We start from the raw sequence: 25,393 nt of genomic DNA, 5'->3' as shown, positions 1-25,393 counted from the left end.
GACGATGCGTGCCGACTGGCCGTTCCTCGTCGGCCAGTAGCCTCGCGTCACACGAGGTCGGCGAAGGACTCGACGCAGTCGATGCTGCCGGAGGCGATGAGCTGGTCACTGTTGACCACAACGGTTTCCGGTGTGGCGTAGCTGAACTCGCCGCCGCGTCGTTTGATGGCGACGACGGTGACATCGAAATTCTCTCGCAGCCCACTGCCGGTGAGGGTCATGCCGATCACCGCACGCGGCGCGGTGGTGCGGACCATCGCGTAATTGTCGTCGAATTCGATGTAGTCGAGCATGCGCCCGGTCACCAGGTGTGCGATGCGCTCACCCATGTCGAATTCCGGCAGCACCACGTGATGTGCGCCGATTCGTTCGAGAATGCGGCCGTGCTGGCGGCTGATGGCCTTTGCCCAGATTCCGGGGGATCTCGAAGTCGACGAGCAGGGAGGTGGTGAGAATGCTCGCCTCCAGGTCGGCGGTGATTCCGGTGGACAAGCCTACGGTGCCGAAGGTCGAGGTCACCTCGAACAGCACGTCATCGAGTGGTAGATGCGACACCCGCAGCAGGATCGTGGTCGAGACGAGAACCACCCCGACGCTCAGCAGCGCGACCGTGATCGCCTGTCGCTGCACGGTGGCCGCGAGTCGCCGACCCATCACATGGACAGTCGGCTGGCCACGCACCTCGGCGTAGACCACGAACGCCAGCAACGCGAAGGTCGTCACCTTGATTCCACCGGCCGTACCCGCGCTACCGCCACCGATGAACATCAGCGCGTCGGTGACCAGCAGGGTGGTCGGATGCAGCGCGCCCACGTCCGCGGCGTTGAATCCGGCTGTGCGCGGTGTCGCACCCTGGAAGAACCCGGCCAGGAGTTTTCCGGGCAATCCCAGTGGACCCAGCGTCTGCGGGTTGGTCCATTCCAGCGCCGTCACCAGCACGACACCGACCGTGAGCAGGCCGGCATAGGTCGTGACGGTGATCTTGGTGTGCAGTGACCATCCGGGAATCCGGGCACGGCGCATGCGTGAACGGATTGCTCGCGACACCTCGAACACCACGGGGAAGCCGATGCCGCCGAGGGTGAACGCGATCATGATCGGCACGATGATCCAGGCGTCGGTGGCGTAGCTGACCAGACTGTCGGAATGAAGTCCCAATCCGGCGTTGTTGTAGGCCGAGATGGCGTGGAAGACCCCCCAGTACAGGGCGGAGCCGAAGGAATCGGTGGTGGACACCAATCGCCGTGCGGTCAGCACCGCGGCCACGATCGCCTCGATCACCAGGCTCATCGTGATGACGCCGATCACGCTCGCTTGGTCTCACCCAGCCGCAGGGTCTTGGTCTCGGCCTGTGCGATGAGTTGCATGCGCAATCCCATCCGGCGGGCGACGAGCACGCCGGATCACCGGTAATGCCGTACGCCCCATCGGGTCAGCGTGTCGAGGGCATCGTTGGATCCAATCTCGGGTTCACGCGGCCTCCTCGGTTGTACCTGGCCAGCCAGGTGCGGTCAGCCCGCGACGCAGCCTATCTGTGGTTCCCGCACCTACTGCGACGGGTGGACTCTGCCGCCGAGAGGCGGCGGCAGCTGAAACCTACGGTGTCGGCGTTCTTGTCGGTCACGGGCCGGCTCCGGCCGTTCGCGTGCGCTGTTGCTGGTCCCGGTGTCGGCGGATGGCCGGCGATCTCGGTGGCGAGGGCTTCGGGTGCTACCCGCGCGATCTGCGGATCCGCACTGCCGCGGCACTTCCCATCATCGGGGAGGCGCGATACTCGAACGGCAGGAGCGGTGCCGGGAACGGTATCGACGAAGCCTACGAGTCGATCGAGGAGCTGAACATGCTGTTGATCGCGCGTGGGCCGGCCAAGGGCACGTCCGAATCCGGGAGTCGGGTGCCGGTATGGTGGTGACCCTCACCGGCCAGGACGGGCCGGTGGCGCATTTCCGGGGCTGGACTGTCGATCTGCCCCATCCGGCCGGTTCGTCCGCCGGCTTGGATTCGGTGATCGACGCCGCTGAGCAGGCCATCCAGACCTCGGTCGACCTCTTCGGATCCGGCGCGGGGGGCCAGGCGCTGGATCTGGTGGAAGAGTTCGAGGAGCGAGGGCTGATCGAGGATTCCGACAATCAGTCGGCCATGGTGGACGATTATGCGTCGCGCCAGGACGAGATCGACGAGATCGTGGCGCAATTGCGCAGGCAGAACAAGGATGTGGACACCTCGGCCTACGCGACGTCCACCACGACCAGCGCGGCGATGTCGGACATCGATCGCGAGGTCGACGGACTCGAATCGACGCTCGCCGTCGCTGGGCCCGCCGCGGGGGAGAACCGGTTGTCGGCGGTGGTCGAATCCCGACTCCTGGCTGCCATTCTGCAGACCGTGAGTGCCGTCTACGACACCATCACGGCGGCCTCGAGCGGGGTCGTTGCGGAGGCCGGGCGTATCAACGATTCGGCACCGTCTTACGGGTCCCCCTCGCCGGTGATGAACACCGGCGGGTACCTACCTCCGGCAGGTGGTCACAGTGGATATCCCCCCGCTGCAGGTGATTTCGGCGGTGGCGACTACCTGCAGACGGCGAACGCCGAGGAAATTTCCGAAGGGCAACGTGCCAGGGTCGATGAAATGTATCAGCGTCTGCTCGACAACGGATTCACTCCGGCGCAAGCGGCGGGCATCTTGGGTAATCTCCAGCAGGAATCGACCTTTGACACTGGTGCCTGGTATGCGGCTGAAGGATCTCTGGGTTTGGCGCAGTGGCGAGGCGATCGACTGGACGGCAGCGGGGACGACGGGGAGCGTCTAGGGCTCCGGCGGTTCGCCGCCGAGCGCGGCGGGTCGGAGTACGACTGGCGCATCCAGATCGATTTCATCTCGTATGAGCTCCAGCACTACGAAAAGACCGCAAACGCACATCTACAGAATGCGCGGACACCGGGTGAGGCCGCCGCGGTATTCGACCAATACTATGAGCGCAGTGATGGACTGGCGCGTGGGAAGCGCATCGCGAATGCGAACAATATCGCGAGTTCCATGACGAGCACTATTTCCGTGTGATCCGCCGGTAGGTGATCGTATGGGCTCGGCCTGAGCTGGTTGGCGCTGGTCGGCTCCTCGGCGGTCAGCTCCTGAGCCACCGATATCCAATTCGCCCGTTTCTACTGCCGGCCCTGCCTGCACCCCACCTGCGGGCTCGGGCCGGCGTCAGCGACTCAGCGACCGTCCATGTCGAGTGTGCCGCGATCGGGGCGTTCTTCGCCGGGCGGGAGCTCCCGCAGCGATCGGGTGATCAGTTCTTCGATGGCCGCGGACGTCAGTTGCTCGGCGCTGTTGGGCGCCTGTTCCGAACGGTCCTTCTCGGTGCCGTCGGACTGTGTGGGCTGAGGCTCGGTGAGCCGGTGGATGATCTCGGCTTGCCGGGTGGCGACCCGGCTGCAGTCGGCATGCAGGCGAATGAGCGGTCTGAGGACCTCGTCTGCGGGTAGTCCGGTGCCGATCAGCCGAGCGGCCAGTGCGTACAGCTTGGGGTGGGTGACCCGTAGTGGGGTGGTGCCCGGTTCGGGTCCGCTGGGCGACAGCAGTTGTTGCAGGGCGTCGGTCAGCTGGGCGCCGCTGTCGGTGGACCGGCGGTCGGTGACGCCGTTCGTGGCCGCTGTGCCTCGTACTTGCAGGACCTCATCGAGTCCCTCGCCGCGATCCCAGGCGTCGAGGAGCTCTTTGATACCGGTCATTTTCATGCCCTTACGCAGCAGCTGACTGATGGTCTGCAATCGGACCAGATGTTCGGGTCGGTAGTAGCCGATCCGGCCGCGGATCTGTGGGGCCGGCAGCAGGCCGCGCTCATGGTAGACGCGCACGCTTCGCACGGTGGTGTGTGCGGCGCGTGCCAGTGCATCGATCGTGAATTCGGACTCCGTCGTCATAAGACAAGGAAACCACATTGCATAGAGGTACACTAGATAACGTGCCGCTAAATAGCGGGACGCTAGGGGTTGCTTGATGGTCCAGCGCGGGGCTACCCTCCAGGGACAGCTCATCTGCAGCTGGTTTCCGGGGACTGTGGAGCAGCCCTGATGGACAACCCTGCGCTTACCCGCGCGCTACGGGGCAGCATCGCCCGATGCTGCCCGGCGTACCCGGAGACTTGCTATGACTGTTACGCAGAACCGTTCACTGGACCGAGCCGGCCGCGCGGCGGGCAAATCGATGCCGCGGCCACCGTGCGCAGAGCGTCCCGACGACTGGGATCTGGACACCGGAACACCGGATGCCTGGCGGCAGGCGGTCGCGGCTTGTCGGGAGTGTCCGCTGTTCGTCGAGTGTCAGCGGACGGCATCCACGTTGGCCGAATCCGGTGAGGGGCCACGGGCCATGATCTGGGCCGGCGTCGGCTACGACAACTCCGGCAAGGTCGTCCAGAATCTGGACCGGCACCGCACCACGCCGGTCGATCGGCAACGACCCACCAGAATCGTTCGTACCCGTGCAGTCTGCGCCGGGGGTTCCTCGGAGGCGCCGTCACGGGCGGCGTCGGGAACGACTCGACGGGAACCCGCGGCTGCGATCCAACGCCAGATCATTCTGGGCCGCAACATGATTCGCAGTTCGGATCCCGAGTAGCCAGGATCCGGTGCGCCGGTGCCGCATCCCCGACCAGGGTGCAGCACCGGCGCGCGGGTCAGGTCCGGCGCTCGAACTCGGCCGGCCCGCTGGCCATGCTCCTGATCTGCCGGGCGGCCACCGACAGCGTCGCCAGATCGTGGCCACGTCCGGTGTGGATCTCGTCCAGCATGGACCGCGCCCTGGCGATCCTGGAGCGGTGCGTCGATTCCCAGTAGGTGATCTTCTCCGCTGCCGACTCGTCCGGGCCCGTGATGTCGAGCACGCTGATGGTCAGCGACCGCAACGCCGCGTAGGTGTCGTCGGAGACAGCGAGCCGGGCCAGCGAGGACCAGCGTCCGCCCCGCTCCAGACGTCGCACCGCATTGAGGAGCTGCTCGATCCCCAGGTGATCATCGAGAACGTAATGGATTTCGGCCACTTCGGCACCGTCTCGATGGGTGATCTCCGCGATGTCGACGACGTCGAGAAGCGGGAAGAGATAGATCAGTCGGCAGACCTCGTCGGCCAGCGCCGCGGGCGCACCGAGATCGATCGCGATGCGGGAGCGCGTGGCGAGATCGGCACGGTGGTCGTCGCCGAGTCGATCAGGCACCGTTGGCGCGAGTGCGCGCACGCCCGACGCGTACCGGTCGACCTCCGCGGTGATGTCGAGTGGTTGCGGCCGATTGCCCAGCAGCCATCGGGAGGCGCGGTCCAACGTCCGCTTGGTTTCCAGCTCCAGCGCATCACGGGCGGCGGTCGGCATCTCGGCTGACCGGATGCGGTCCCACAGCTCGTGCAGATCGAAGATCTGTACCGTGGCACCGAAGGCCCGCACCGCGTCGGCGGTGTCGGCGCCCCCCTCCTCGGACTGCCGGAACGCGTAGGTGATTCCGCCGAAGTCGACGACCTCGTTGGCCAGGACGGTGGCCACGATCTGCCTGCGCAGCGGATGCCCATCGATGGCCGCGCCGAAGCGTTTCCGTAGCGGTGTGGGGAAGTAGGCGTGCAGGCGTTCGGCGAAGACGGGATCGTCCGGGAGCGTTCCGGCCAGTAGGTCGGCCTTGATGGCGAGCTTCACCTGGGCCATCAGCGTCGCCAGTTCGGGCGAGGTCAGGCCGCGCCCCTCGCTGCCGCGCCGGGTCAGTTCGGTGTCCGCGGGCAGGGCTTCGAGGTCGCGGTCGAGGCCGTGGCCGGTCTCGAGTGCCTGGATCGTGCGCTGGTGCAGGTCCAGCGTCTGTGCGGCGTCCGAGCGCGACAGTCCCATCAGGAAGTTCTGCGCGATGTTGTCGCCCAGGACGAGATCGGAGACCTCCTCGGTCATCGAGGCGAGCAGCCGATCACGTTCGCCTGCGTCGAGTTCGCCGGTGGCGACCACTCGGTCCAGCAGGATCTTGATGTTGACTTCGTGATCGGAGCAGTCGACGCCGGCGGAATTGTCGAGGGCATCGGTGTTGATCTTGCCGCCGGACCGGCTGAACTCGATTCGGCCCAGCGCGGTGGCGCCCAGGTTGCCCCCTTCGCCGATCACCTTCGCCCGCAACTGGTTTCCGTTCACCCGCACGAGGTCGTTGGACTTGTCGCCGACTTCGGCGTCGGTCTCGTCGCTGGACTTGATGTACGTGCCGATGCCGCCGTTCCACAGCAGGTCGACCGGGGCGAGCAGGATCGCGCGCACCACCTCCGGTGGCGACAGCTCGGTGACGGCATCGTCCAGGCCGAGTGCGGTACGCGCCTGTGGGCTGATCGGGATTCGCTTGGCGGTGCGATCCCATACCCCGCCACCCGGGCTGATCAGTTCGGCATCGTAGTCGGCCCAGGACGAGCGGGGCAGCGCGAACATGCGCTTGCGCTCGGCGAACGAGCGTGCCGCGTCGGGGTCGGGGTCGAGGAAGATGTGCCGGTGATCGAAGGCGGCGACCAGCCGGATGTGCTCGGAGAGCAGCATGCCGTTGCCGAACACGTCACCGCTCATGTCGCCGATGCCCGCGACGGTGAACGGTTCGGTCCCGACATCGATGTCGAACTCCCGGAAGTGGCGCTTCACGCTCTCCCAGGCGCCCTTCGCGGTGATGCCCATGGCCTTGTGGTCGTAGCCGACCGATCCGCCGGAGGCGAAGGCGTCGCCGAGCCAGAAGTCGTATCGGCGCGCGACGTCGTTGGCGATGTCGGAGAACGTCGCGGTCCCCTTGTCGGCGGCCACCACGAGATAGGTGTCGTCGCTGTCGCGGCGAATCACCCGACCGGGCGCGAGGACCGCGCCGGTGCGGTTGTCGATATTGTCGGTGAGGTCGAGTAGACCGGAGATGAAGGTGCGGTAGCAGGCCACTCCTTCGTCGCGTAGTGCCTGCCGATCCGCGGCCGGATCACCGGTCGTGGCGGGCGGATTCTTCACGACGAAGCCGCCTTTCGCCCCCACCGGGACGATGACCGCGTTCTTGACCGCCTGTGCTTTGGCGAGACCGAGTATTTCGGTGCGGAAGTCCTCCCGACGATCCGACCAGCGCAGGCCGCCGCGGGCGACCGCACCGAACCGCAGGTGCACCCCCTCGACCCGGGGCGAGTACACGTAGATCTCATACTGCGGCTTCGGTTTCGGCAGTTCATCGATCTGTTGCGGGGCGAACTTGATGGCGAGATACTCCCGCGACACCGGCGTCCGCGACTGTTCGATGGCCGGTGATCCGGTCATGTAGTAGTTCGTTCGCAGCGTGGCGCCGATCAGGCCGAGGAACGCACGCAGGACGCGATCGGCGTCCAGGCTGGTGACAGCGTCGATCAGAGCCCGTAACTCGGACTCGATCGAACCCACCCTGGCCGGGTCGCTGCGATCGGGATCGAAGTACGCACCGAAGAGCTCAACGAAGGCCCGCGCCGCGCCGGGCTGCTGCAACAGGACCCGCGTGATGTTGCTCTGGCTGTAGGCGAACCCCGCCTGGCGCAGGTATGCCGCGTAGGCGCGTAGCACGGTCACTTCGTACCAGTGCAGCCCGGAGCGAAGCACCAGTTCGTTCAGTCCATCGGTGTCGGCGCGCCCGTACCACATGGCCGCGAAAGCCTCGGAGAACCGTCGCTGGACATCGGAGACCACCGCGGGAGGGGCCTCGGCCGTGGTGAGTGCGGCGTCGATCGCGCCGTCGAGGGCGGTGTCGAGGAGGTCTCGTGGTGCGCGCAGGTTGAACCGGTATATCCAGCGAGGTCGGGCATCCGGCAGCTCGATCGGGTAGGGCTGTTCGTCGTGCACCTCGACGCCGAGACTGCGCAGGATCGGCAGCACTCGGCTCAGGGAGACGCTCGCCCCGCTGACGTAGAGCGTGAACTGCCAGTCGCCGACCGCGGCATCGGCGGCTCGGGACAGGTGCATGTCGATCGCGTCGTCGCCGAGCTGCTCGAGGCGCTGTACATCGGCCAGCGCGTGACTCGGGGTGAAGCTCTCCTTGTAACCGTCGGGGAAGCTGTCGGCGTAGCGTTTCGCCGTCGTGGAGTTCACCGCCGCTGTGGTCGCGGCCTCGGCCACCAGTCGGTCGGCCCAGGTGTGGGTGGTGGCGTAGAGCAGGTCCTGCAGGTGCTGGCGCCGTGCCTCGGAGAGGTCGGCCGGCCCGGCGGGCTTCCTGCGGTGGACGGTGAAATAGATGTTGGCGAGCTCGGATTCGGTGGCGCGCGCGGAGTAGGCGATGTGTTCACCGTCGAAAGCGGCCAGCAGGATGTGCTGCATCCGCAGCCGCACAGCGGTGTTGTATCGGTCCGTCGGTAGATAGACCAGGCACGAGACCGTCTTGTTCCGCGGATCATGTCGCAGGAACAGGCGCACCTGACGCCGCTGACCGAGAGTGAGCACCGCGGACGTGGTGTCGAACAGTCGCCGGGTGTCCGAGGAGAACAGTTCGACCCGTGGGAAGGATTGCATCACCTCCAGCATCGAGCGACCGGAGAACGAGTTCAGTTCGAACCCGGCCCATTCGAGGACCTGACGGACCCGGTGTTCGATCACGGGAATGTCCAGGATGTTCTCGTGCAGGGCGGTGACGGTGAAGGTGCCGACGAACAGCTGCTCGCCCACTACCTGGCCGTCGGAGTCGTACTCGGCGATTCCGACGAGATAGGGATCGATCCAGCCCGGGGCCGCGGATTCGGCGGAACCGCGTGCCAGACGTAGCAGGCCGCGATCCGCCGCGGGTTCCGGGATGCCGATGGCGGTCGCGGATCCCGCCCGCAGTAGCCCGAGCCCGGTGTCCGGCACCGGGCGCATGGCGGTGGGATCGGCAGGGTCCGCCTCCGCGGCGATCGTGTACCGGGCGTATCCCAGCAGGACGAATCGGTCGTCGGCGAGCCAGCGCAACAGCCGCGCGCATTCGCTCGCCTCCGCCGGGTCGGCCCTGCTGTACGGCGGGGCGGCCGAATAGACCTGATCGGCGAGATGGGACTGCCTGCGTTGCATGGCTACAGCGCTGTCCGCGATGTGGCGCAGGTCGATGAGCAGGGGCGGGAGGGCTGCCCCGATCGTCGCGAGGACAGTGTTCTCGGTCGCGGCGCCCAACTGGATGTGTATCCACGACTCCCGGATCGTTCCGCTGTCGGGGTACGCGGCGGCGCTGTCGCCGTCGTGCAGCGCCAGCGAGACCAGCCGCCCGTCCGGGTCGCGGACCACGTCGAAGATCGGATGGATGACGTGGGTGACGGTGGCGCCGAGCCGGCGCAGGGTAGAGACCAGCGACTCGACCAGCAGCGGCATATCCGTATTGACGACCTGAACGGCCGGACCGATGCCGTTCGGTTCGGCCGGGTGATACACGCGGGTGGTAGCGGTTCCGTCGGCTCGGGTGGTGGCAAGGGCAACGTGTCGGCGGAAGATGTGTTCGGACTCGTCGGAACTCAATAACGCGGCGCCGGAACGCACTTGGCGGAAGTACGCCATCTGCAATGATGTCGGATCATCCCGGAGGACGTCGGCGATCTCGGTGCGCGCGCGTGGATCGGTATTGGAGGTCGGAGTAGTGGTTGATCGGTGTTGCGTGGGCCGCATGGTCAACGCACGCCTTCCCGATGGCTCGACACGGTGTGAGCTCCTGACTAGTTGTCGATAGGATGCTACTTGAGTGATGTACCGCTATGTAACGGTACAATAAGATAAGCTACACCCGTGTCTCTGCTGACGGCAAGGAGTCCCATGTCTCGCGTCCTGGATGTTGTGTGCGGCATCGTTGATGATGCGGAGGCCTTCTGCATGATTGCTCGGTGCCAATGCCTCCTCTCCGCTCCCGGAACCGTCAGGGTGGTCCACGTTCGGACCATGACGTCTCATTTGCCGTGGTAGCCGCAAGAACTCGGCGAAGCCGGGAACATGTTGGCTCGCTGAGCTGTTGCTCCCGGAACCACGGGCTCGACACCTGGCGACCCGTGGTGGCAGCGGGCGCCGAGCGTCGGCGACGGCGCGGCACGTTTCGGCTGGGTAACTGTCCCTTATGACGCGCCGCTGGACATCGGGCCATCAGGTAAGTTCGTTTCCTGTGCTACCGAACGGCTTGCGCATCCGCTGGTGGCATGCGGTGCGGTACTGATGTCAGGCAAGAAGGCAGCTAAGGAACCGATGAGGGAATCAGGTCGGGCAATCCCGTGGGTCACGGTGGAGACATTGGCGCCCCGCACCATGTCGGTCGCGACCGTGGGTGGCGAACCGCGGGCGTTCGCGAGTCTGCGCCGGGTGTTGCAGCGCGTGCTCACCAGGACTCCGGCCGTGTACGACAGCATCACCACCCGCGGAGTCGTCGATATCGTCGAGGCTGTCCGGCAGCAGGGGACGGGGATGGATCGGGAGTTGCCGACTTCGGCCGGCTTGCATCTGGTCCGGGCGCGACCGGTACTCGGCCCCACCGGTGGAGTGCACGCTGTCCAATTGTGGATTGGTCCCGCGGGTGCGGTTACCCCGCCGCCCTCGGCGGTGGGTGCGGTGTGGGATCTCGACGACCAGACCGTCCACCAGCCCATGGCGATGAGCGCCCTGCGTGGCGTTTCCGCCGACGAGCACGTGCCGACCATGTCCATTGCCGAACTCTTTCACCGGGCCGCCGTGTTCGACCGTCACGGCGAGGTGCTCGACCTCCTGTACGACCCGGGCCCTGGCGACAAGCTCCAATTCGACGTGGCCGTGGCACCACGGGCGGGCCGGGCGGCCGGACCCTTGGGCCGGTGGCGGGTCGCGGCTCGTTCCCGGGAGCGAGGTGCGTGGCTGTTGATCGAGGACATCAGCGAGCAGCCGGCGCCCCCGGCCTGGCCCACACTGGAACAGGTCGGTCTGCGGGAGGCGCACCGGCGTGCCGGAACCCATCTCGCCGTCATCCAACTCGAGCACACCTCGATCTCGCACTGGCTGACCGATCCTGCCTCCTGGGTGCGGTGGGAGTATCTGTATCGCCCCGTTGATGTTTTCCATCCCGATGATCGCGATCGACTGGTCACCGTGTGCGACAGCATCCGGGCGGGGGAAACCGCAGACGTGACCGTGCGAATGCTTGGCTATTCCGGTTGTTATCTTCCGACGTGGTTGCGGCTCTATCCCTACCCCGGCTTTTCGCGCAGCCAGCTCGTGATCGGTGAGCTACGCCTGGCCGATGATTGCGGTGAAGCGGAATCGAACCGGCCGGGCCCCTGCCGGCTGCCCGAACCGCTCGGGTACGACGAACAATTGCGTCGCCATATCTCCGGGCGGGGCCGCCTCGACCGCGCGTCGTAGCGGTTCCCCATTCCTGGGAACAGCGTCGCGGGGAGGGACCCGGTGTCCTCACTACGCTTTGACAGGTGAGGAAAGCGGTGAACGCGCGGGTGGATTCGGGGGATGCGCTGTTGCGGCGCATGGTTGCCCGACGCCGTCGCGACAATCTGATCTTCACTGTGCTGGCCGGGCTCGCGATACTCGGCGGCGGGCATGCTGTCCTGAGCTGGTTTTCCGAAGCGCCGCCCGGCCCGTCGGACGATACGACGGTGTCGATCGTGGGGAATGCTGCGCTGGCCGGTTCGTTCGCGCAGGAATTCGTGGTCGCCTATCTTGGCGCCACCGCTGGGGATCAGGATCGAATCGCCGATTTCCTCGGTGGTGGTAACTCGATCGGGCTGCCGCCAACCGCTCGGCAGGTCGCCGATCCCGCCGTAGTGTCGGTCCGGCGGACCAGGGCGGGCACGCCCATCGAAATCTGGTCGGTGACGGTGTCGGTCCGCCCCGGGAACACACCGAACGCCACCGGCGCGAAGCAGGCATCCGCACGGTCGATGCCGCAGTACTACCGGGTGGGCGTCGCCGTGAATCACGGTCGTCTGCGGGCGCTTTCGCGTCCCTGGCTGGTTGCGCCACCCGCCAAGGGACAGGATCTGCTCTCGACCTACTCCGCGCCCTGCGGTGCCGAATCGCCGGTGGCCGATGTCGCTGTCGGCTTCCTCGACGCCTTTCTCACCGGCTCAGGCGACGTGACCCGATACACCAGCCACGATTCCGGTATCGCCGCTCTGCGGCCCGCGCCGTTCACCGGGTTCGAGTCGGTCTCGGTGTCGGCCGAGGACTCCAGCTGTGGAGCCGGTGGATCGCGTGCGCAGGTGCTGGCGACCGTGACCCCGGTGGTCGGCGCAGACACGCTGGCGCCGCTGGACTATCCGCTGACGATGGTGCGCGTCGAGGAACAGTGGCAGGTGCAGACCATCGATTCCATACCGGCACTGCCGGATCCGATCGCCGTCGTCTCCGGCGACGCGACCGCGGTTCGGGAACAGAGCGCGGCACCGACGACATCGTCCTCGCCCTCGGTGACAGTGCCGCCGGCGACGCAGAACTAACGGGAGCGAGCATGGGTAGCAGTCTCACGAATATGCTCTACGGCATACTGCTTTTCGTTCGCTGGGCAGGTCTGATCCTGATCGCGATCGTGGGTATCGGTGTGCTGATCAGTGAGGCCGTCAAGGAACGGCTGTCGCCCGGGAAGATGCTGGCCGTCGCCGGCTCGGCGATTCTGGCCGGCGTTCTGATCTGGGTCCTGCCCACACTCATCAACTACTCGCGTGCCGAGGTCGGTACCGTCATTCCCGATCGGCCCGTCGGGGGGTACTGATGGCCGAGGTCATCCGCGTCTTCACGCAGATCAAGCGTGTTCCCACCATGATCGGCAAGGCGCAGAACGGGCAGAAGATCCCCTTCGGGCCGTACACGTTGCCGCAGGTTGCCGCCGGAGTCGGACTCATGGTGGTCACTTCGGTTGCCGCCATGTCGATTCCAGGTAATCCGGCAGTGACCTTCATCATCGGCCTGGTGCTCACGGTGATCGTGGTGTTCGCGCTCGGGCTCGTCCCGTACACCGGGGTCCGTTTGCTCTCCCGGATGATCTGGTTCGGCAGGCTGATCCTGATCCGGAAGCCGGTGTCCGCCTCCGGAATGCCGGTCAGCCCCGATTCTGCCCGCTACTCCGTCTACATCGAGGACTCGGTGGTCGTCATCCTGCCCGACGCCGATGGTGTGTCTCGACCGGAGCCGCGCGGCCGCGCGCTGGCGAGCGGAATGCTCGAATTGGCCGCCGGACGAACGGGCGATCCGACGCGGGACGCACGATGATGGCATCCGGGCGCGATATCCAGCCGACCGCGGCGATCCGTGGGAACCTGCAGTTCACCCACACGGGCTTGGTGACGGCGACCTACTTCATCGACCCGCTCGGGTACGGGCTGCGCTCGCCACGCGACAAGTACGACGTGAAGCTGGCGCATCACGCCCTGATCACCAATGTGCCCAATGGATCACTGCTGCTCGGTATCCAGGCCCGCCTCGAGACCCTCGACGTGCTCCGGAAGATGGTCGAGGGCGTCGACCTCGACGACTGCGAGGACTACGCCGCCGAGGTCGTCGCCTCCTACGAGCGCATTCAGGCGATCGTGCCCCAGACGCGGATCTACCTGCTGTCCATTCCGGTGGGTTCCATCGGCACGGGGATCTCGTCCCTGGCGGGCCTGTGGCGTGGCAACAGTACCGTCGATGTCACGGCGATCTCGCGGACCGACTTGGCTTCCTACGACGAAGAGGCGAGCAAGATCCTGTCCAGGATAGGCGGCGATTTCCAGCCGACCCCGGTTCCGGCCGCGCTGTTCCAGTGGCTGTGGGAGCACTATCTGTCCCGTGGCGCGATCGGGGACCCGGCCGCACCCACCAGGGTCGGAATGCTCGAGGACGCCACCGCGGCCGTATTTCGTTCTGCCGCATTGGACGAGGGTGCGCAGGCCGACAATGCGCACCGGCTCCGGCCGTCGTTCACTCCGGTGATCAAGGTGGTACAGCCCGACCGGGCCGATCGCCCGTCCTATCAGTCGGTGCTCACGCCACGTTCCTTTCCGTACGGTGGCATGACCTTCCCCGGCGGCAGCGAATTCCTCGATATGCTCGATGGTCTCGGGGATGTGACCGTCGACTGGGGGATGCGGGTATCCACCAGATCCGCCGACGAGGTATTGCAGAACAACGAACTCGGCCTCCGCCGTCTCGGTGAACAGATGGAGCAGCGCGATACCGAGGTTTCCTTCGCGCACAACACGTTGATGTCGAAGGCGCAGCTGCTCAGCGAATACAACAACCACTTCGAGGTGAACGGCGGCGAGTCGGAGGTGTCGTTCACCACCGTCATCGCGGTCGGCGGGCCCTCGCGAGAGGCGACACTCGACGCGGTCAACGCACTCAAGCGCCGCTACAAGCGGTTTCAGGTCGAACTGACCGCACCGGTGGGCGCGCAGGTCGACCTGTGGTCGATGCTGATTCCCGGCAGTCCCGGCCGGCGAGCGTTCGAGGATTTCGCCCACATCGTCCCCTCCGACATGTGGGCGGGCTTTGTTCCGTTCACCTCCAGTGAGATCGGCGACGACAGCGGCCCGGTGATCGGGATCAATCTGCTGTCCGGTCAGTACGAGCCCATCCACTTCGGGATCATGGAGGCGGCGCTGCACGACCTGTCCGCATCGTTCGCGGTGACCGGGGAACTCGGTTCGGGAAAGTCGTTCTTCCTCAAACTGATGGCGGTGCTCGTCCATGACATGGGCGGCCAGTTCCTGGCGATCGATCGCAGCCAGGTCGGCGAATGGGCGCATTTCGCCGCCGCCATCGACGACGCGGTGGTGATCGACCTGACCACCCCGACGGTTTCGCTCGACCCGTTGCGGCTGTTCGACGCCAAGGTGGCGGGCGAACGAGCACTCGACTCACTGCTGCCGATGCTCGATCTGTCCCCGACGGCGAGCGCCGGTGCGGTCGTCAGCAACATGCTCACGGAGAAGGGGCGCGCCGAGCACGGCATCCACTCCATGCTGGATCTGGTGCGGGCCGCGCATCGGTTGCGGGACGAGCCGGGTTCGGGCCCGGAGTACGCGGACCTGGCGGCCCGGCTCGGTGCGGTGGCCGACCGCGTTCCGGTGCTGTTCGACCCGACGCTGAAACCACTGCGGCTGACCGAGGCGGCGACCGTCGTGCGTAGCCACGGCCTGTCGTTGCCGACCGCCGAGGAGCTCACCACACCCCACCTGTACAACCGGTTGCCGCTGACCAAGCGGCTCGGCACGGCACTCTACGAACTCGTCGGGGTCACTGCGCGGGAGGCCTTCCTGACCGACAACGGCAGATTCGGTCTGCTGGTCGGGGACGAAGCCCACCACTTCACTCAAACCCAGGTGGGTGCCGCGGTCACCTCGGACTTCAGCCGGGACGGCCGAAAGCATCTGGCGGCTATCGGGTTGGCCTCGCACGATCCGGCCACCGACTTCCAGGGTGCGGCACACAATTTGATCCCGAACCGGTTCGTGTTCCGGCAGCGTGACGAGACGCTGGCCCGCAACAGCCTGGAATGGCTCGGAGTCGACCTCGACGAGGCGCCGTTCCTGCTGCAGATCCTGCGGGAGGAAACCTCCCCACCGGTCGGGCCCGGGCGCCAGGTTCCGCCGGAACGGCGCGGTGAGATGTTCATGCGCGACGCGCTGAGCCGGATCGGCCGGGGCAAGGTGCTCGGACCCGCTCGCGGCGATCGTGCCGAGACCATCAACAGCACCCCGACGGCGTCCGGTCAGCCCGCGTCGCTGGAGCGCCTGGACCCGCGATGAACACCGGCCCGCGGCGGGACCTGTCCGAGGAGTTGTACTGCTGGGACGTCGAGCGATGGCGTCCTCGTGCGGTCGCCCGACGGTTGCGCGACTGGCTCGACTGCTCGCGGTGGCGACGCTGGACGGCGTGGTCGCTGCTCGTGGTCTCGATAGCGCTCGTGTTGCCCGCCGTGCTGGGTGCGGTGGCTCTCGCCCAGTCGGGAACCCTGGCCCAGGGGTCCGCCAACAGCGGCCTGAGCTGGATGCAGGTGCGTGACTCGGACGGGGTGCTGCTCTCGGACTACCGCTTCGTCACCGACCACGGCAGCGTGCTCGAACCGGGTAAGACGGCCCTGGCGCTGGTTCTGGAACTGGAGTTCGCGGGATACATGGTGCTCGTCACCACCGCCGTCTGGCTGATCGGGTACGCACTGAGCTTCAGCTGGCTCGATATGTTCGCGCAGGCGTTGACCGGTGTGGCCGACGCCCTGGCCGGCCAGCTCGCCACGCCCATCCTGCTGGTCACCGCGGCGACCATCGGTGCGTTCTTCGTCGGTTGGTTCATCGTCCGCGGGAACCATGCCAAAGCGACGACGCAGGTGGTGACGATGCTGGCGGTCGCCGTGTTCGGACCACTGTTTCTGGCCGAGCCGCTGGCGGATGTGCTGTCGTCGGACGGCTTGCTCGCCAAAGGCCGCGACATCGGCATCTCGGTGGCGGCGGGCCTGAACGGCCACCTCAACCCGAATCCGAGCCTGCTGGTCGAAACGATGCAGGGTGACCTCGCTGACGGTTTCGCTCGGCAGCCACTGCAGGTGTGGAACTTCGGGCACGTGCTCGACGAACGGGTGTCGTGCGGCGCGCAGTGGAGTTCCGGGATGCGGGCCGGTGACTCCGGCCAGGTGAAGAAGGGGCTGGAGGCATGCAACGACACCTATGCGCTCGAGTCAGCGGGCAACCCGAGTGCCGGTCAGATCGGTACCGGACTGCTGCTCCTGATCTGCGCGACCATCCTGCTGGTGTTCGCCCTGTACCTGAGTGTCAAGGTGATCAAGTCGGCGCTCGATGCCATCTACCACGGCTTCATGGCCATTTTCGGGTTTGCCGCGGGCGGGTTCGTGTACGGCCCGACGCAGACCTTCCTGATCCGGAATCTCGTCGACTCCGTGATGGCGGCAGCCCAGATGGCCGTGTTCACCATCTTTCTCGGTGTGTATGTGCTGTTCCTGACGAACGTGTTCGCTCAGGCGAGGGGACAGGTGATGGCGGTCTTCGTGATCGGGGCCATCGTCGAACTCGTGGCATTCAGCCAGCTGCGCAGGCTGAGCAAAAGCCTGCGCCGGGGCAACGAATGGATGGCGAACCGTTTCGCGCTCGCGACCCAGGGCCAGGGCGGCGCGAACGGCGGCGGGGGAGGTGGAGGTGGCGGCGAGAGCCGGGCGCTGGGCATGGGTGATGTCGCCGTCGCGGGTGCGCTGGGCGGTGGTTTGGGGGGCCTCGCCGGTTTCGCGGCGTTGTCGACGATCAGTGGCTCGCCGGCCACCGAGTGGCTTTTGGGCAGAACCCGGAATCCGCTGGCGCCGTATGCCAGGCGGCGTCAGCGCACCGAGCTTGCCCAGATGTCGTATACACCATTGCTGCTGCACCGGCACGAATGGCTGAAGCACAACCGCGAATCGTGGATGCGCGCGGCGCAGCGACGTGCGGAGAAAGCCGGCGGCGTCGACGATCCCTTGAAGGTGGCCAATATCATCGACGGTCTCTACGACTCGGGCATCCCCAAAGCCGAACTGAACGGCGCGCTGGCCGATCTGACCTACCACGGGAAAACCGTCGATCCGATGGATGTCCTGCACGTCGACCGGGCCATCGCGGTCCAGAACGCCTCGAAGTCGCAGAACCCGTATGGCTTCGCACCGCTGCAGAAGGCGTTGGCCGCCTGGGAATCGGTCAACAATCACCCGGTCGAGCCGGGGCGGAGTCTGCGCGAACACCGGGCTTTCGCCGCGCAGGCACACATCGCCGCAACCAACTTCGCCCGACATTCGCGGATTCCGCACTACGTCAACGGCAATGCCGATATCGACTGGGCGTTTGTGAACGACGTACGGCAGAACTGGGATTCGTCCGCGGCCCTGCACGCGGCGATCTCACCGGATCGATGGAACCGCGTCGGCGCGAACACGCGCCACTACATCGGGTCCGAGCTGGCGAACGAGCATCGGGATGCCGTCATGCGCTACTACAACAATCCGGTCACGGCGAACCGGATGGCGGTTGACCGGATCGCCCGGCGCATTTCCAACCTCGACCACTTGGATCCTGAGGCCGGTCTCGATCCATGGGATTCGTGACGTGGACGAGCACCGGACGGATGCCTCGGAACGCGAGCGCAATCGGCGTCGATTGTCTGCGGTCACCCTGATCCCTCTTCCGATCTTGGTGATCATTGCAGTGTGCTCGGTTCTTGCCGGCTGTCTTATTCTGCTGAGTCTCGTACTCGGGACCGCCGGCAATTCCGTCTCGGCGGATCTGCACTATCAGTGCGATACCGCGGTGGGGCCGGATCCGTCGTCCACCGAAACCCCGGCGACATCCGCCGTGTCGACGACTGCCCGAGCGGCAACTGTCACGCCCCCTTCGACCAACCCGTACGCCGGAATCACCACGCGCGCCGACGATACCGGGCTCTCCCAGTGGCAACGCGACTGTATCGCCGCCATGCGATCGGCCCCCTATCAACTCCCCGCCTTGCGGGTGCCCAACACCGGCCCCGCGGTGGAATGCGCCGGGCACCTGGCGATGCAACAAGCCGGAACGCGGTGGGATACGGGAACTGACGGTGCTTCCGAGCCCGCGGATCTGGTCCGGTCCGTTGTCTATTCGGCCGAGCTGACCGTAGCCACGGGCTCCTGCGAACTGGTGGCAGCCCCCGTTCCGGCCGCAGGCTCGTCCGGTTGCCGCCCGGTGCTACCGGCCACGATCGCAGGGCAGGGTGTGTGCGGGCAACGCGTCGATCCGTCCGCGGCGTCGATGGGTGATCTGGTGTTCTGGGAGTTTCGTGGCAACGTGCCGACCCGGGTCGGGGTCGTCGTCGCCGACGGCCGGATCGTCACCGGCGATCCGGCGGCCGGTGATTTCCGGTGGCAGGCCCTTCCCCACGGCGACGACGTCCGGGTGAAGCGGGTACTCGGCGCGGGTGACGGGTCATGATGCGGGTGGCATCGGTGCGTCGCGGCAGGAAAGCGGCAACGACAGCACATTGACGGTTCGTGAATTTCCGCTGAACAACTCGCGATCAATTCGCTGATTGTTCGTCTGGCAGACAGCCAGCCATTCTCTATTTGGCCGCTATCCATCGGTACGTTATCTGCGTGTACGTGCTGCGGGAAGTTCGGCGATGGATTCGAGAAAAGCCGTCGCGACGCCGCGCAGCATGGGTCGTGTCCGGCGTCGTCCTGCTGACGTTTGTCCCCGGTGCGATAGGTGCCGCCGCCACCGCGCAACCGGGCGCGATGCGGGCGAGTGCTTCGGTCAACAGCGGACTCGGCTGGATGGATATCCGGGACACCTCGGGTGTGCCATTGGCGGAATACCTCTTCGCCACCGACCACGGGTCGCTCCTGAATCCCGGCAATGGCATGTGGGCTCTACTGATCACGCTGGAATTCGCCGGCTATATGGTGATCGTCACCACCGCGATCTGGCTTATCGGGTATGTCTTGAGTTTCCGCTGGCTCGACCTCTTCGCCGGGGCGCTGACCGGTGTGGCGGATGGTGTGGCCGCACAGCTGGCGACACCGACAGCGCTGCTCGCGGCCGCCACGATCGGAGCGGTCGTGGTGGCCTGGTTGCTCGTGCGTGGGTTTCCCGCCAAGGCCGCGGCCCAGACGGTCGCCCTGTTCATCGTCGCGGTGCTCGGACCGCTCTTTCTCGCCGAACCGCTCGCGGCGGTGCTGTCGTCCGACGGAATATTGGTCCATGGGCGCGACGTGGGTCTCTCGGTGGCCGCGGGTCTCAACGGTGACCGCAATCCGGAGCCGGGTGGACTGATTGCCACCGTGCAAGGTGATCTGGCGGACAATTTCGCGCGGCGGCCACTACAGGTATGGAACTTCGGTCACGTGGTGGACGGCCGGAACAGCTGCCGGGTGGCGTGGTCGTCGGGAATTCGGTCGGGTGAAGTGTCCGCGGTTGCCGATGGCATCCGGGACTGTGGTGATACGGCCGCGCACGCGGCGATCGCGAATCCCGGAGCGGGCCAGCTGGGCACCGGGCTGTCGCTGCTCGCCTTCGGCACGGTGTTGCTGGCATTCGCGGCCTATCTGGGGGTACAGATCATCCGCTCCGCGCTGGATGCGGTATATCAAGGATTTCTGGCGATCTTCGGGTTCGCGGCGGGGGGATTCGTCTATGGGCCGACGCAGACGTTCCTGATCCGCAATATCGTCGACATCGGTGTGGCCGCCGCACGAATGGTCGCCTACACCGTTTTCCTCGGCGTCTATGTGCTGTTTATCGGCAACCTGTTCCGGCTGGCCGGGGATCAGGTCATGGCGGTCCTCATCATCGGTGGTGTGGTCGAGGTCGTCGCGATCTGGCAGCTGCGGAGACTGAGACGGGGACTGGATCGCGGTGCCACATGGATCGCGAATCGGGTCGCGTTGGCAGCGCAGGGCGGTTCCCCGGCTGGTCCGGGTTCGTCCGATCGGACGGCGCTGGGCATGGGCACCGTAGGCGCGCGGAATTCGCTGCCCGCCGGAGCCGGGGGGCTTGCCGCGCTGACCGTGATCAGCATGTCGCCGGCTACCGCATGGCTCGCCGGCAAGACCCGGAATCCGTTGTCACCGTATGCGTGGAAACGCAAACGCGCCGAACTCGCGCGCATGGAGTACGTTCCGATGTCGCTGCACCGGCAGCAATGGTTGCAGGCGAACCGCGACTCCTGGACTCGCGCGGCGCGCGAACGCGCCGAAAAGCACGGTGGTGTGGGGACACCGTTGGCGGTTGCCGAGGTCATCGACGCACTCATGGACGCGGGCATCCCCAAATCGGAACTCAACGGCGTGCTCACCAACATCGGAGCGCTTCCCGGCGATGTGCTGCACGCCGATCGCGCGCTCGCCGTGCAGAACGCGTCGATGTCGCAGAACGGCTATGTGCCCCAGCGCCTACGGCAGGCGCTGGCCGCCTGGGAATCGGTGAACAACCACCCGGTCGAGCCGCAGCGTGAAGTGCGTGAGCACTTGGCCTTCGCCGCCCGTGCCCGGATCGCGGCCCGCAAGCTTGCCAGGGACGCACCGGGGCCCGGGGCCGGCGCGGGGACGGAAGTCGACGCGGCGTTCGTTGATACCGTCCGCAGGCACTGGGATTCTCCCGCGACGCTGCGCACCGCCGTTCCGGCGGATCGGTGGCGGTCGGTCGGTGCCGCGACGCGCCACGTCATCGGGACCGAAGCGGCCGCCGCCCACAGTGCCGCGGTCGCACGGTATTACGACGCGCCCACCGCGGCGAATCGTGTACTGGCCGACATCACCGCGCATCGAATCGCCACGCTCGGCCGTGCCCACCCCGACGCGGGGCCCGGCCCGTGGGATCACTGAGCCCACCGCGGACCGTCGGCTTCGCCCGCGCATGGCCTGGAGCCGACGTAGGCCGCACACTCGCCTCGGCGCCGATCGTGACCAATACTGTTCGCGTGCGGGGGTACTCGATCGTGACCGACGACGACTTCCGTTGCTGCCGCCCAGCTACCGCGCCACTCGCTGGACCTGGCCTCTGGCCGAACCGCGTCCCTCTTCCCTCGGATGGGAAGGGCCCTGTGATACCTGTGTCACATTAAATAACGTACCGTTAGACAGCGGCACAGTAAATAGAGGGAAATAGTTCGGGTTGTCGCGCCGATGGCGACCCGAGTACACGTAGTGCCGCCGCCGTGACGAACATGCGCCGCTGGGCTCCTGCCTCGGGTTCCCGGAGCCGCGCTGAAAGGGTCTTGATGTCTGCGAACACTGTAGGTTTCGCACTACTCCTCATCGGAGTGATGATGTTGATCTCCAAGATCATCCGAGTGAAGTGGCGATTGGCGCAGAAGCTGTTCATCCCGAGCTCGATCATCGGAGGTGTCATCGCGCTGCTGATCGGCCCCGACATACTCGGCCGGATCGGCTCGGCACTGGGGGCCGACGGGCTTGCCGAGGGCGGCCTGTTCACCCCGGAAATCCTCGATGTCTGGAAGACCCTGCCTGGCCTGCTCATTTCGCTGGTGTTCGCCGGGCTTTTCATGGGGCACCGCCTGCCGTCGCCGAAGGAAGCTCTGCGCGTCGCCGGACCACAGATCTCCTTCGGCATGACCATTGCCAGTGGTCAGTACGTCGTCGGCCTGTTGCTGGCGATTCTCGTGCTGGTTCCGCTCTTCAATGTGCCCGTCTGGACTGGCACGCTGATCGAGATCGGTTTCGAGGGCGGACACGGCACTGCGGCCGGGATGGCGGACACCTTCGCCGATTTCGGGTTCGCGGAGGCACAGGACCTCGCGCTCGGATTGGCCACCGTCGGAATCCTGTCCGGCGTCATCGTCGGCATCGCCCTGATCAACTGGGGTGTGCGCCGAGGCAAGACCGAGATTCTGCGCAATGATGCCAAACCCACGGTGGCCGAGCAGGCCGGAATCGTGGAGAAGGACCGCCGCCGTGCGGCGGGGACCTTGACGGTGCAGCCGTCGTCCATCGAAACGCTGACCTTGCACTTCGGCCTGCTGGCGCTGGGTGTTCTGATCGGCTGGCTGATGCTGACCGGCCTGCAGTGGATCGAATCGAAGCTGTGGGCCGACAGCTTCGAGTTGTTCACCTACGTCCCGCTGTTCCCGATCGCCATGGTCGGCGGCATCATCGTGCAGGTGGCCATCCAGTCCTTCGACCGCGATGAGATCGTCGATCAACAGTTGATCGAACGGTTGCAGGGCTTTTCGCTCGATGTGCTGGTGATCGCGGCGCTCGGAACACTGTCACTGTCGGCCATCGCCTCGAACATCGGGCCGTTCCTGTTGCTGGCCGGCGCGGGTCTGGCCTGGACCGTTGGCGCGTTCATCTTCCTGGCGCCGCGGATGCTGCCGAATTTCTGGTTCGAACGCGGCATCGCGGACACCGGCCAGGCGCTGGGTGTGACCTCTACCGGCCTGATTCTGCTCCGCGTGGTCGATCCCAACCTGGAAACACCGGCCTATTCCGCCTTCGGCTACAAGCAGCTTCTGCTCGAGCCGTTCTTCGGCGGCGGCCTGATCACGGCCGGGGTGATTCCGATCATCGCGAACTTCGGCGTCGGATGGGTGCTCGGCCCGATGCTGGTCCTGTTTGTCGCATCGTTGTCGATCGGCATTCTGTACTTCGGCCGACAACGAACGACTGGGCAGACGTTGCCACGGGCCGAGGTCCCGGCCGGCTGATTCGGCGGGCGATACGCGCTGGGGACGGGGCCTCCCGTCCCCAGCGCGTATCCCCGACTCTGTCGGGCGGCTATCGGCGAGGTGCGCGCAGGACCTTGCGACCGAGCAGGCGACATACCTCGAGAGCCACGGCGATATCCAGTTTGCTGTGTGGCGTTCCGCCATCCCGGATCAATTCCAGTGCCCTGGTGATTCGGTACTTGACCGTATTGCGGTGCAGGATCATCTGCTGCGCGGTGTGTACATGACTTTCGCCGGTCGAATAGTAGGTGCGCAACGTGTCCCGGAGCGGCGCGGTCTGTTCGGCGTCATAGGCGAGTTCCCCGAGCACCTCACGCACCCATTCCCGGGTGGCATCCAAATTGTGGGTCAGTAGCGACACTATCGCCACGCCCGGGTCGCCGAACCCCATGGTCCGACGGCTGTATGGGGTGTCAGGCAAAGTCGCGACGAGATAGGTCGATTCGGCCTGCTGGTGGGAGCGGCGGAACCCGGCGAGTCCCCGCAGGGGCAACCCCGCGGCCAGCCGAACACCGGCCGGTATCCCTTCTCCGACCCACGACTCGGGGACCTTGGCAACGGGTTGGTGGTCCCCGAACGGGAGCCATGCCCACGCCGTACGCCGGTCGACTGCGGTCACCAACGGTGGTCCGTCTGTCTGCAGGTCGCGAGCAAGCACGCGTGCCGCCGAGCCGAGCATGCTCAGTACCGTCGACTCGTCACCGCCGGTGTACCACAGGACAACCGCTAGGTGAGTCCGGTCGAGTCGATAGCCGGTTGCCTCCTCGAATGCCGCCGGCGCCGGAGTGGCCGCGGACAGCAGAGCCTGGACCGTCGAGGAATTCACACTGCCACGGGCGTTGATCCACCGGACACGCTCGGCCTCGTAGGTCTCGAAAACGAACGAGGTGATCCAGTCGGCGTACGCGTAGATCCTGTCGTTGAGCTGTTTGACGACGGCCAGTCCCAGGTCGACCGGCAGATCCCTGCGCTCCACTTCTTCATGAAGTGTGCGCATGATCGAGTTCTGCCCCATGTGGTACGAGCGGACCAGCAGATTGGACGGGATCTCGCGCTGCGCCGCCCGCCGTGCGGACTCGACCGCGGCCATCGGTGGTTGCATGTTCTCGAGCGGAATGTTGTTCGCCAGGATCTCGATCATGGTGACGACATTCGAGTGGATGGCAGCGATCCGCATCTTCTCCATTCGGGGATCCGCGCGCGTGAAATCGTTTTCGTGGAGTATTCGGTAGGTCATCTCCTTGATCACCTCCGACTCCCGCGCGCGCAACCCCGTCCCGATCTCCTCGATCAGGGCGGCCACCTCGGCAGGCGTCGGTTCGGACAAGGAAGTGGCTCGATGCGTGGGCGGGGGCGCGGGATCGGTCATCCAGCTGGACCTTTCAGCAGAGGGGCGGGCTCGGCCACAGGGGCGCCCGACTCCGCCGAGCCGGGGTCGTACGTCGACCCACTGCCATCGGCTGCGACCGGTTGGGAACCAGGCTGAGCCGCGCTCCCAGCGCAATCGCCGCAATGAAGTTCATGCCGATGACATCGGCCCGGGCCAACGGCAGCGAGATCCTGCAATGAGCGGACTCGGTGAGACCCAGACAAAGGACTGTATCCATGGCAACCTCCTGCAGCCAACCATGGGAATACTCGCCACTGTCCGGCCCATCATCTGCCCCGAAGCACACCAGGGCGGGATCATCGGCCGTCGGGTCAGGTGGCGCGACCCATCCGGTGGGCGCTGGTTGCCCGAGAACCTCGACCGCCAAGCACGGCACCCCGGCGACCCTGCGCGGGGAGTCGATCGGGCGGTTGTCGAGCACCACGACAGCTCCGGTGGCCTCGATCTGTTGTCGGACAAGCACATAGCCGCCTGCCGGGTCCAGCGGTGCCGCGACCGCGCCCAGCCGCCACACAGCCATGAGCGCGACCAAGAGCTCCAAACGATTGGGCAAAACGATCGCTACCGTCGCGCCACGTCGTACACCCGCCGCGGCCAGGTGGGCAGCCGCGGTATCGACGCGCTCGGCGAACTCGCGATATCGCCACCTGCGATGGTGGTCCTCGAGACAGGGTGTGCCCGCGGCGACGTCGGTGTAATGCCATACAAAATGATCGATAGCTACAGACACGACCCTCATCCGTTCCGTACTCGATATGCCCAAAGACTATCGACCGAACTCGGGTCGGGGAACGTGCTCGAACGCCACAGTCGGCGTGACGTTTAGTGCAGATTGCACAGTC

Annotated in this window: 18 protein-coding genes; 12 read left to right on the top strand and 6 right to left on the bottom strand. The window is 66.1% G+C overall.

All coding sequences use genetic code 11. The features are described 5' to 3' along the window. Nucleotides 1-47: 47 nt before the first annotated feature. Both BOX37_RS35580 and BOX37_RS35575 read right to left on the bottom strand, forming a co-directional pair. A complete protein-coding gene (locus BOX37_RS35580; protein ID WP_240505070.1) occupies nt 48-329 on the bottom strand; it encodes a TrkA C-terminal domain-containing protein in 282 nt (93 codons plus the stop codon). Then, nucleotides 322-1,308, bottom strand: a complete 987-nt coding sequence (locus BOX37_RS35575; protein WP_071930135.1) for a potassium transporter TrkG — start codon at nt 1,306-1,308, stop codon at nt 322-324. The genes BOX37_RS35580 and BOX37_RS35575 overlap by 8 nt, the downstream gene beginning before the upstream one ends. Before the next feature lie 367 nt (nt 1,309-1,675). Here BOX37_RS35575 and BOX37_RS27265 point away from each other — a divergent pair, with 367 nt between their 5' ends. Together BOX37_RS27265 and BOX37_RS27260 are read left to right on the top strand one after the other, a co-directional pair. Continuing rightward, nucleotides 1,676-1,912 (top strand): hypothetical protein, encoded by a 237-nt coding sequence (locus tag BOX37_RS27265; protein ID WP_071930134.1) that lies wholly within the window; start codon nt 1,676-1,678, stop codon nt 1,910-1,912. Continuing rightward, on the top strand, nt 1,903-3,063 hold the full coding sequence (locus tag BOX37_RS27260) for a phage tail tip lysozyme (RefSeq protein ID WP_071930133.1): 1,161 nt from the start codon (nt 1,903-1,905) through the stop codon (nt 3,061-3,063). Before BOX37_RS27265 ends, BOX37_RS27260 begins: the two co-directional genes overlap by 10 nt. A gap of 155 nt (nt 3,064-3,218) precedes the next feature. Here the strand turns inward: BOX37_RS27260 and BOX37_RS27255 are convergent, their stop codons facing one another. Beyond that, nucleotides 3,219-3,929 carry a MerR family transcriptional regulator gene (locus tag BOX37_RS27255; RefSeq protein WP_071930132.1) on the bottom strand — a complete coding sequence of 237 codons (711 nt, stop codon included), beginning with the start codon at nt 3,927-3,929 and terminating at the stop codon, nt 3,219-3,221. A gap of 226 nt (nt 3,930-4,155) precedes the next feature. Here BOX37_RS27255 and BOX37_RS34370 point away from each other — a divergent pair, with 226 nt between their 5' ends. Further along, nucleotides 4,156-4,626: a hypothetical protein gene (locus tag BOX37_RS34370; protein WP_156910571.1), complete on the top strand. Its 471-nt coding sequence runs from the start codon at nt 4,156-4,158 to the stop codon at nt 4,624-4,626. Nucleotides 4,627-4,684: 58 nt separating this feature from the next. Here the strand turns inward: BOX37_RS34370 and BOX37_RS27245 are convergent, their stop codons facing one another. Continuing rightward, nucleotides 4,685-9,631: an NAD-glutamate dehydrogenase gene (locus tag BOX37_RS27245; protein ID WP_084760180.1), complete on the bottom strand. Its 4,947-nt coding sequence runs from the start codon at nt 9,629-9,631 to the stop codon at nt 4,685-4,687. A 564-nt stretch (nt 9,632-10,195) separates the two neighbouring features. Here BOX37_RS27245 and BOX37_RS27240 point away from each other — a divergent pair. The 9 genes from BOX37_RS27240 (at nt 10,196) to BOX37_RS27200 (ending at nt 23,140) form a co-directional block, all read left to right on the top strand. After that, on the top strand, nt 10,196-11,338 hold the full coding sequence (locus BOX37_RS27240; RefSeq protein ID WP_071930130.1) for a GAF domain-containing protein: 1,143 nt from the start codon (nt 10,196-10,198) through the stop codon (nt 11,336-11,338). Nucleotides 11,339-11,403: 65 nt separating this feature from the next. After that, nucleotides 11,404-12,429: a conjugal transfer protein gene (locus BOX37_RS27235; protein ID WP_240505068.1), complete on the top strand. Its 1,026-nt coding sequence runs from the start codon at nt 11,404-11,406 to the stop codon at nt 12,427-12,429. Between the two features lie 11 nt (nt 12,430-12,440). Next, nucleotides 12,441-12,701: a hypothetical protein gene (locus tag BOX37_RS27230; protein ID WP_071930129.1), complete on the top strand. Its 261-nt coding sequence runs from the start codon at nt 12,441-12,443 to the stop codon at nt 12,699-12,701. After that, nucleotides 12,701-13,198, top strand: a complete 498-nt coding sequence (locus BOX37_RS27225) for a hypothetical protein (protein ID WP_071930128.1) — start codon at nt 12,701-12,703, stop codon at nt 13,196-13,198. Before BOX37_RS27230 ends, BOX37_RS27225 begins: the two co-directional genes overlap by 1 nt. After that, the gene (locus tag BOX37_RS27220) at nt 13,195-15,717 is read left to right on the top strand and encodes an ATP-binding protein (protein WP_071930127.1); all 2,523 of its coding nucleotides are present in this window, start codon (nt 13,195-13,197) and stop codon (nt 15,715-15,717) included. The genes BOX37_RS27225 and BOX37_RS27220 overlap by 4 nt, the downstream gene beginning before the upstream one ends. Further along, nucleotides 15,714-18,050 (top strand): hypothetical protein, encoded by a 2,337-nt coding sequence (locus BOX37_RS27215; protein ID WP_071930126.1) that lies wholly within the window; start codon nt 15,714-15,716, stop codon nt 18,048-18,050. Before BOX37_RS27220 ends, BOX37_RS27215 begins: the two co-directional genes overlap by 4 nt. Before the next feature lie 367 nt (nt 18,051-18,417). Next, on the top strand, nt 18,418-18,909 hold the full coding sequence (locus BOX37_RS34365) for an NlpC/P60 family protein (protein ID WP_156910570.1): 492 nt from the start codon (nt 18,418-18,420) through the stop codon (nt 18,907-18,909). Nucleotides 18,910-19,139: 230 nt separating this feature from the next. Continuing rightward, nucleotides 19,140-21,299, top strand: coding sequence for a hypothetical protein (locus BOX37_RS27205; protein ID WP_071930124.1), 2,160 nt, complete (start codon nt 19,140-19,142; stop codon nt 21,297-21,299). A gap of 440 nt (nt 21,300-21,739) precedes the next feature. Then, nucleotides 21,740-23,140, top strand: coding sequence for a sodium/glutamate symporter (locus BOX37_RS27200; protein ID WP_240505067.1), 1,401 nt, complete (start codon nt 21,740-21,742; stop codon nt 23,138-23,140). 70 nt (nt 23,141-23,210) lie between these two features. On the opposite strand, the gene BOX37_RS27195 is transcribed toward BOX37_RS27200, so the two are convergent. After that, on the bottom strand, nt 23,211-24,530 hold the full coding sequence (locus tag BOX37_RS27195) for a PucR family transcriptional regulator (protein WP_084760176.1): 1,320 nt from the start codon (nt 24,528-24,530) through the stop codon (nt 23,211-23,213). A gap of 13 nt (nt 24,531-24,543) precedes the next feature. Next, on the bottom strand, nt 24,544-25,290 hold the full coding sequence (locus BOX37_RS36290) for an AMP-binding protein (RefSeq protein ID WP_071930121.1): 747 nt from the start codon (nt 25,288-25,290) through the stop codon (nt 24,544-24,546). Between the last annotated feature and the right edge of the window lie 103 nt (nt 25,291-25,393).

The organism is Nocardia mangyaensis, assembly GCF_001886715.1.
Taxonomy (GTDB): Bacteria; Actinomycetota; Actinomycetes; order Mycobacteriales; family Mycobacteriaceae; genus Nocardia; species Nocardia mangyaensis.
This window is presented reverse-complemented; position numbering and strand designations above follow the sequence as displayed.

What these genes read in the sequence shown, in the direction of transcription:
- BOX37_RS27200 (WP_240505067.1), top strand. Translation starts at nt 21,740, where the DNA reads ATGATGTTGATCTCCAAGATCATCCGAGTGAAGTGGCGATTGGCGCAG.
- BOX37_RS36290 (WP_071930121.1), bottom strand. Translation starts at nt 25,290, where the DNA reads ATGAGGGTCGTGTCTGTAGCTATCGATCATTTTGTATGGCATTACACC.
- BOX37_RS27240 (WP_071930130.1), top strand. Translation starts at nt 10,196, where the DNA reads ATGAGGGAATCAGGTCGGGCAATCCCGTGGGTCACGGTGGAGACATTG.
- BOX37_RS27265 (WP_071930134.1), top strand. Translation starts at nt 1,676, where the DNA reads ATGGCCGGCGATCTCGGTGGCGAGGGCTTCGGGTGCTACCCGCGCGAT.
- BOX37_RS34365 (WP_156910570.1), top strand. Translation starts at nt 18,418, where the DNA reads ATGCGATCGGCCCCCTATCAACTCCCCGCCTTGCGGGTGCCCAACACC.
- BOX37_RS27195 (WP_084760176.1), bottom strand. Translation starts at nt 24,530, where the DNA reads ATGACCGATCCCGCGCCCCCGCCCACGCATCGAGCCACTTCCTTGTCC.
- BOX37_RS27220 (WP_071930127.1), top strand. Translation starts at nt 13,195, where the DNA reads ATGATGGCATCCGGGCGCGATATCCAGCCGACCGCGGCGATCCGTGGG.
- BOX37_RS27225 (WP_071930128.1), top strand. Translation starts at nt 12,701, where the DNA reads ATGGCCGAGGTCATCCGCGTCTTCACGCAGATCAAGCGTGTTCCCACC.
- BOX37_RS27255 (WP_071930132.1), bottom strand. Translation starts at nt 3,929, where the DNA reads ATGACGACGGAGTCCGAATTCACGATCGATGCACTGGCACGCGCCGCA.
- BOX37_RS27230 (WP_071930129.1), top strand. Translation starts at nt 12,441, where the DNA reads ATGGGTAGCAGTCTCACGAATATGCTCTACGGCATACTGCTTTTCGTT.
- BOX37_RS34370 (WP_156910571.1), top strand. Translation starts at nt 4,156, where the DNA reads ATGACTGTTACGCAGAACCGTTCACTGGACCGAGCCGGCCGCGCGGCG.
- BOX37_RS27215 (WP_071930126.1), top strand. Translation starts at nt 15,714, where the DNA reads ATGAACACCGGCCCGCGGCGGGACCTGTCCGAGGAGTTGTACTGCTGG.
- BOX37_RS27260 (WP_071930133.1), top strand. Translation starts at nt 1,903, where the DNA reads ATGGTGGTGACCCTCACCGGCCAGGACGGGCCGGTGGCGCATTTCCGG.
- BOX37_RS27245 (WP_084760180.1), bottom strand. Translation starts at nt 9,631, where the DNA reads ATGCGGCCCACGCAACACCGATCAACCACTACTCCGACCTCCAATACC.
- BOX37_RS35580 (WP_240505070.1), bottom strand. Translation starts at nt 329, where the DNA reads ATGGGTGAGCGCATCGCACACCTGGTGACCGGGCGCATGCTCGACTAC.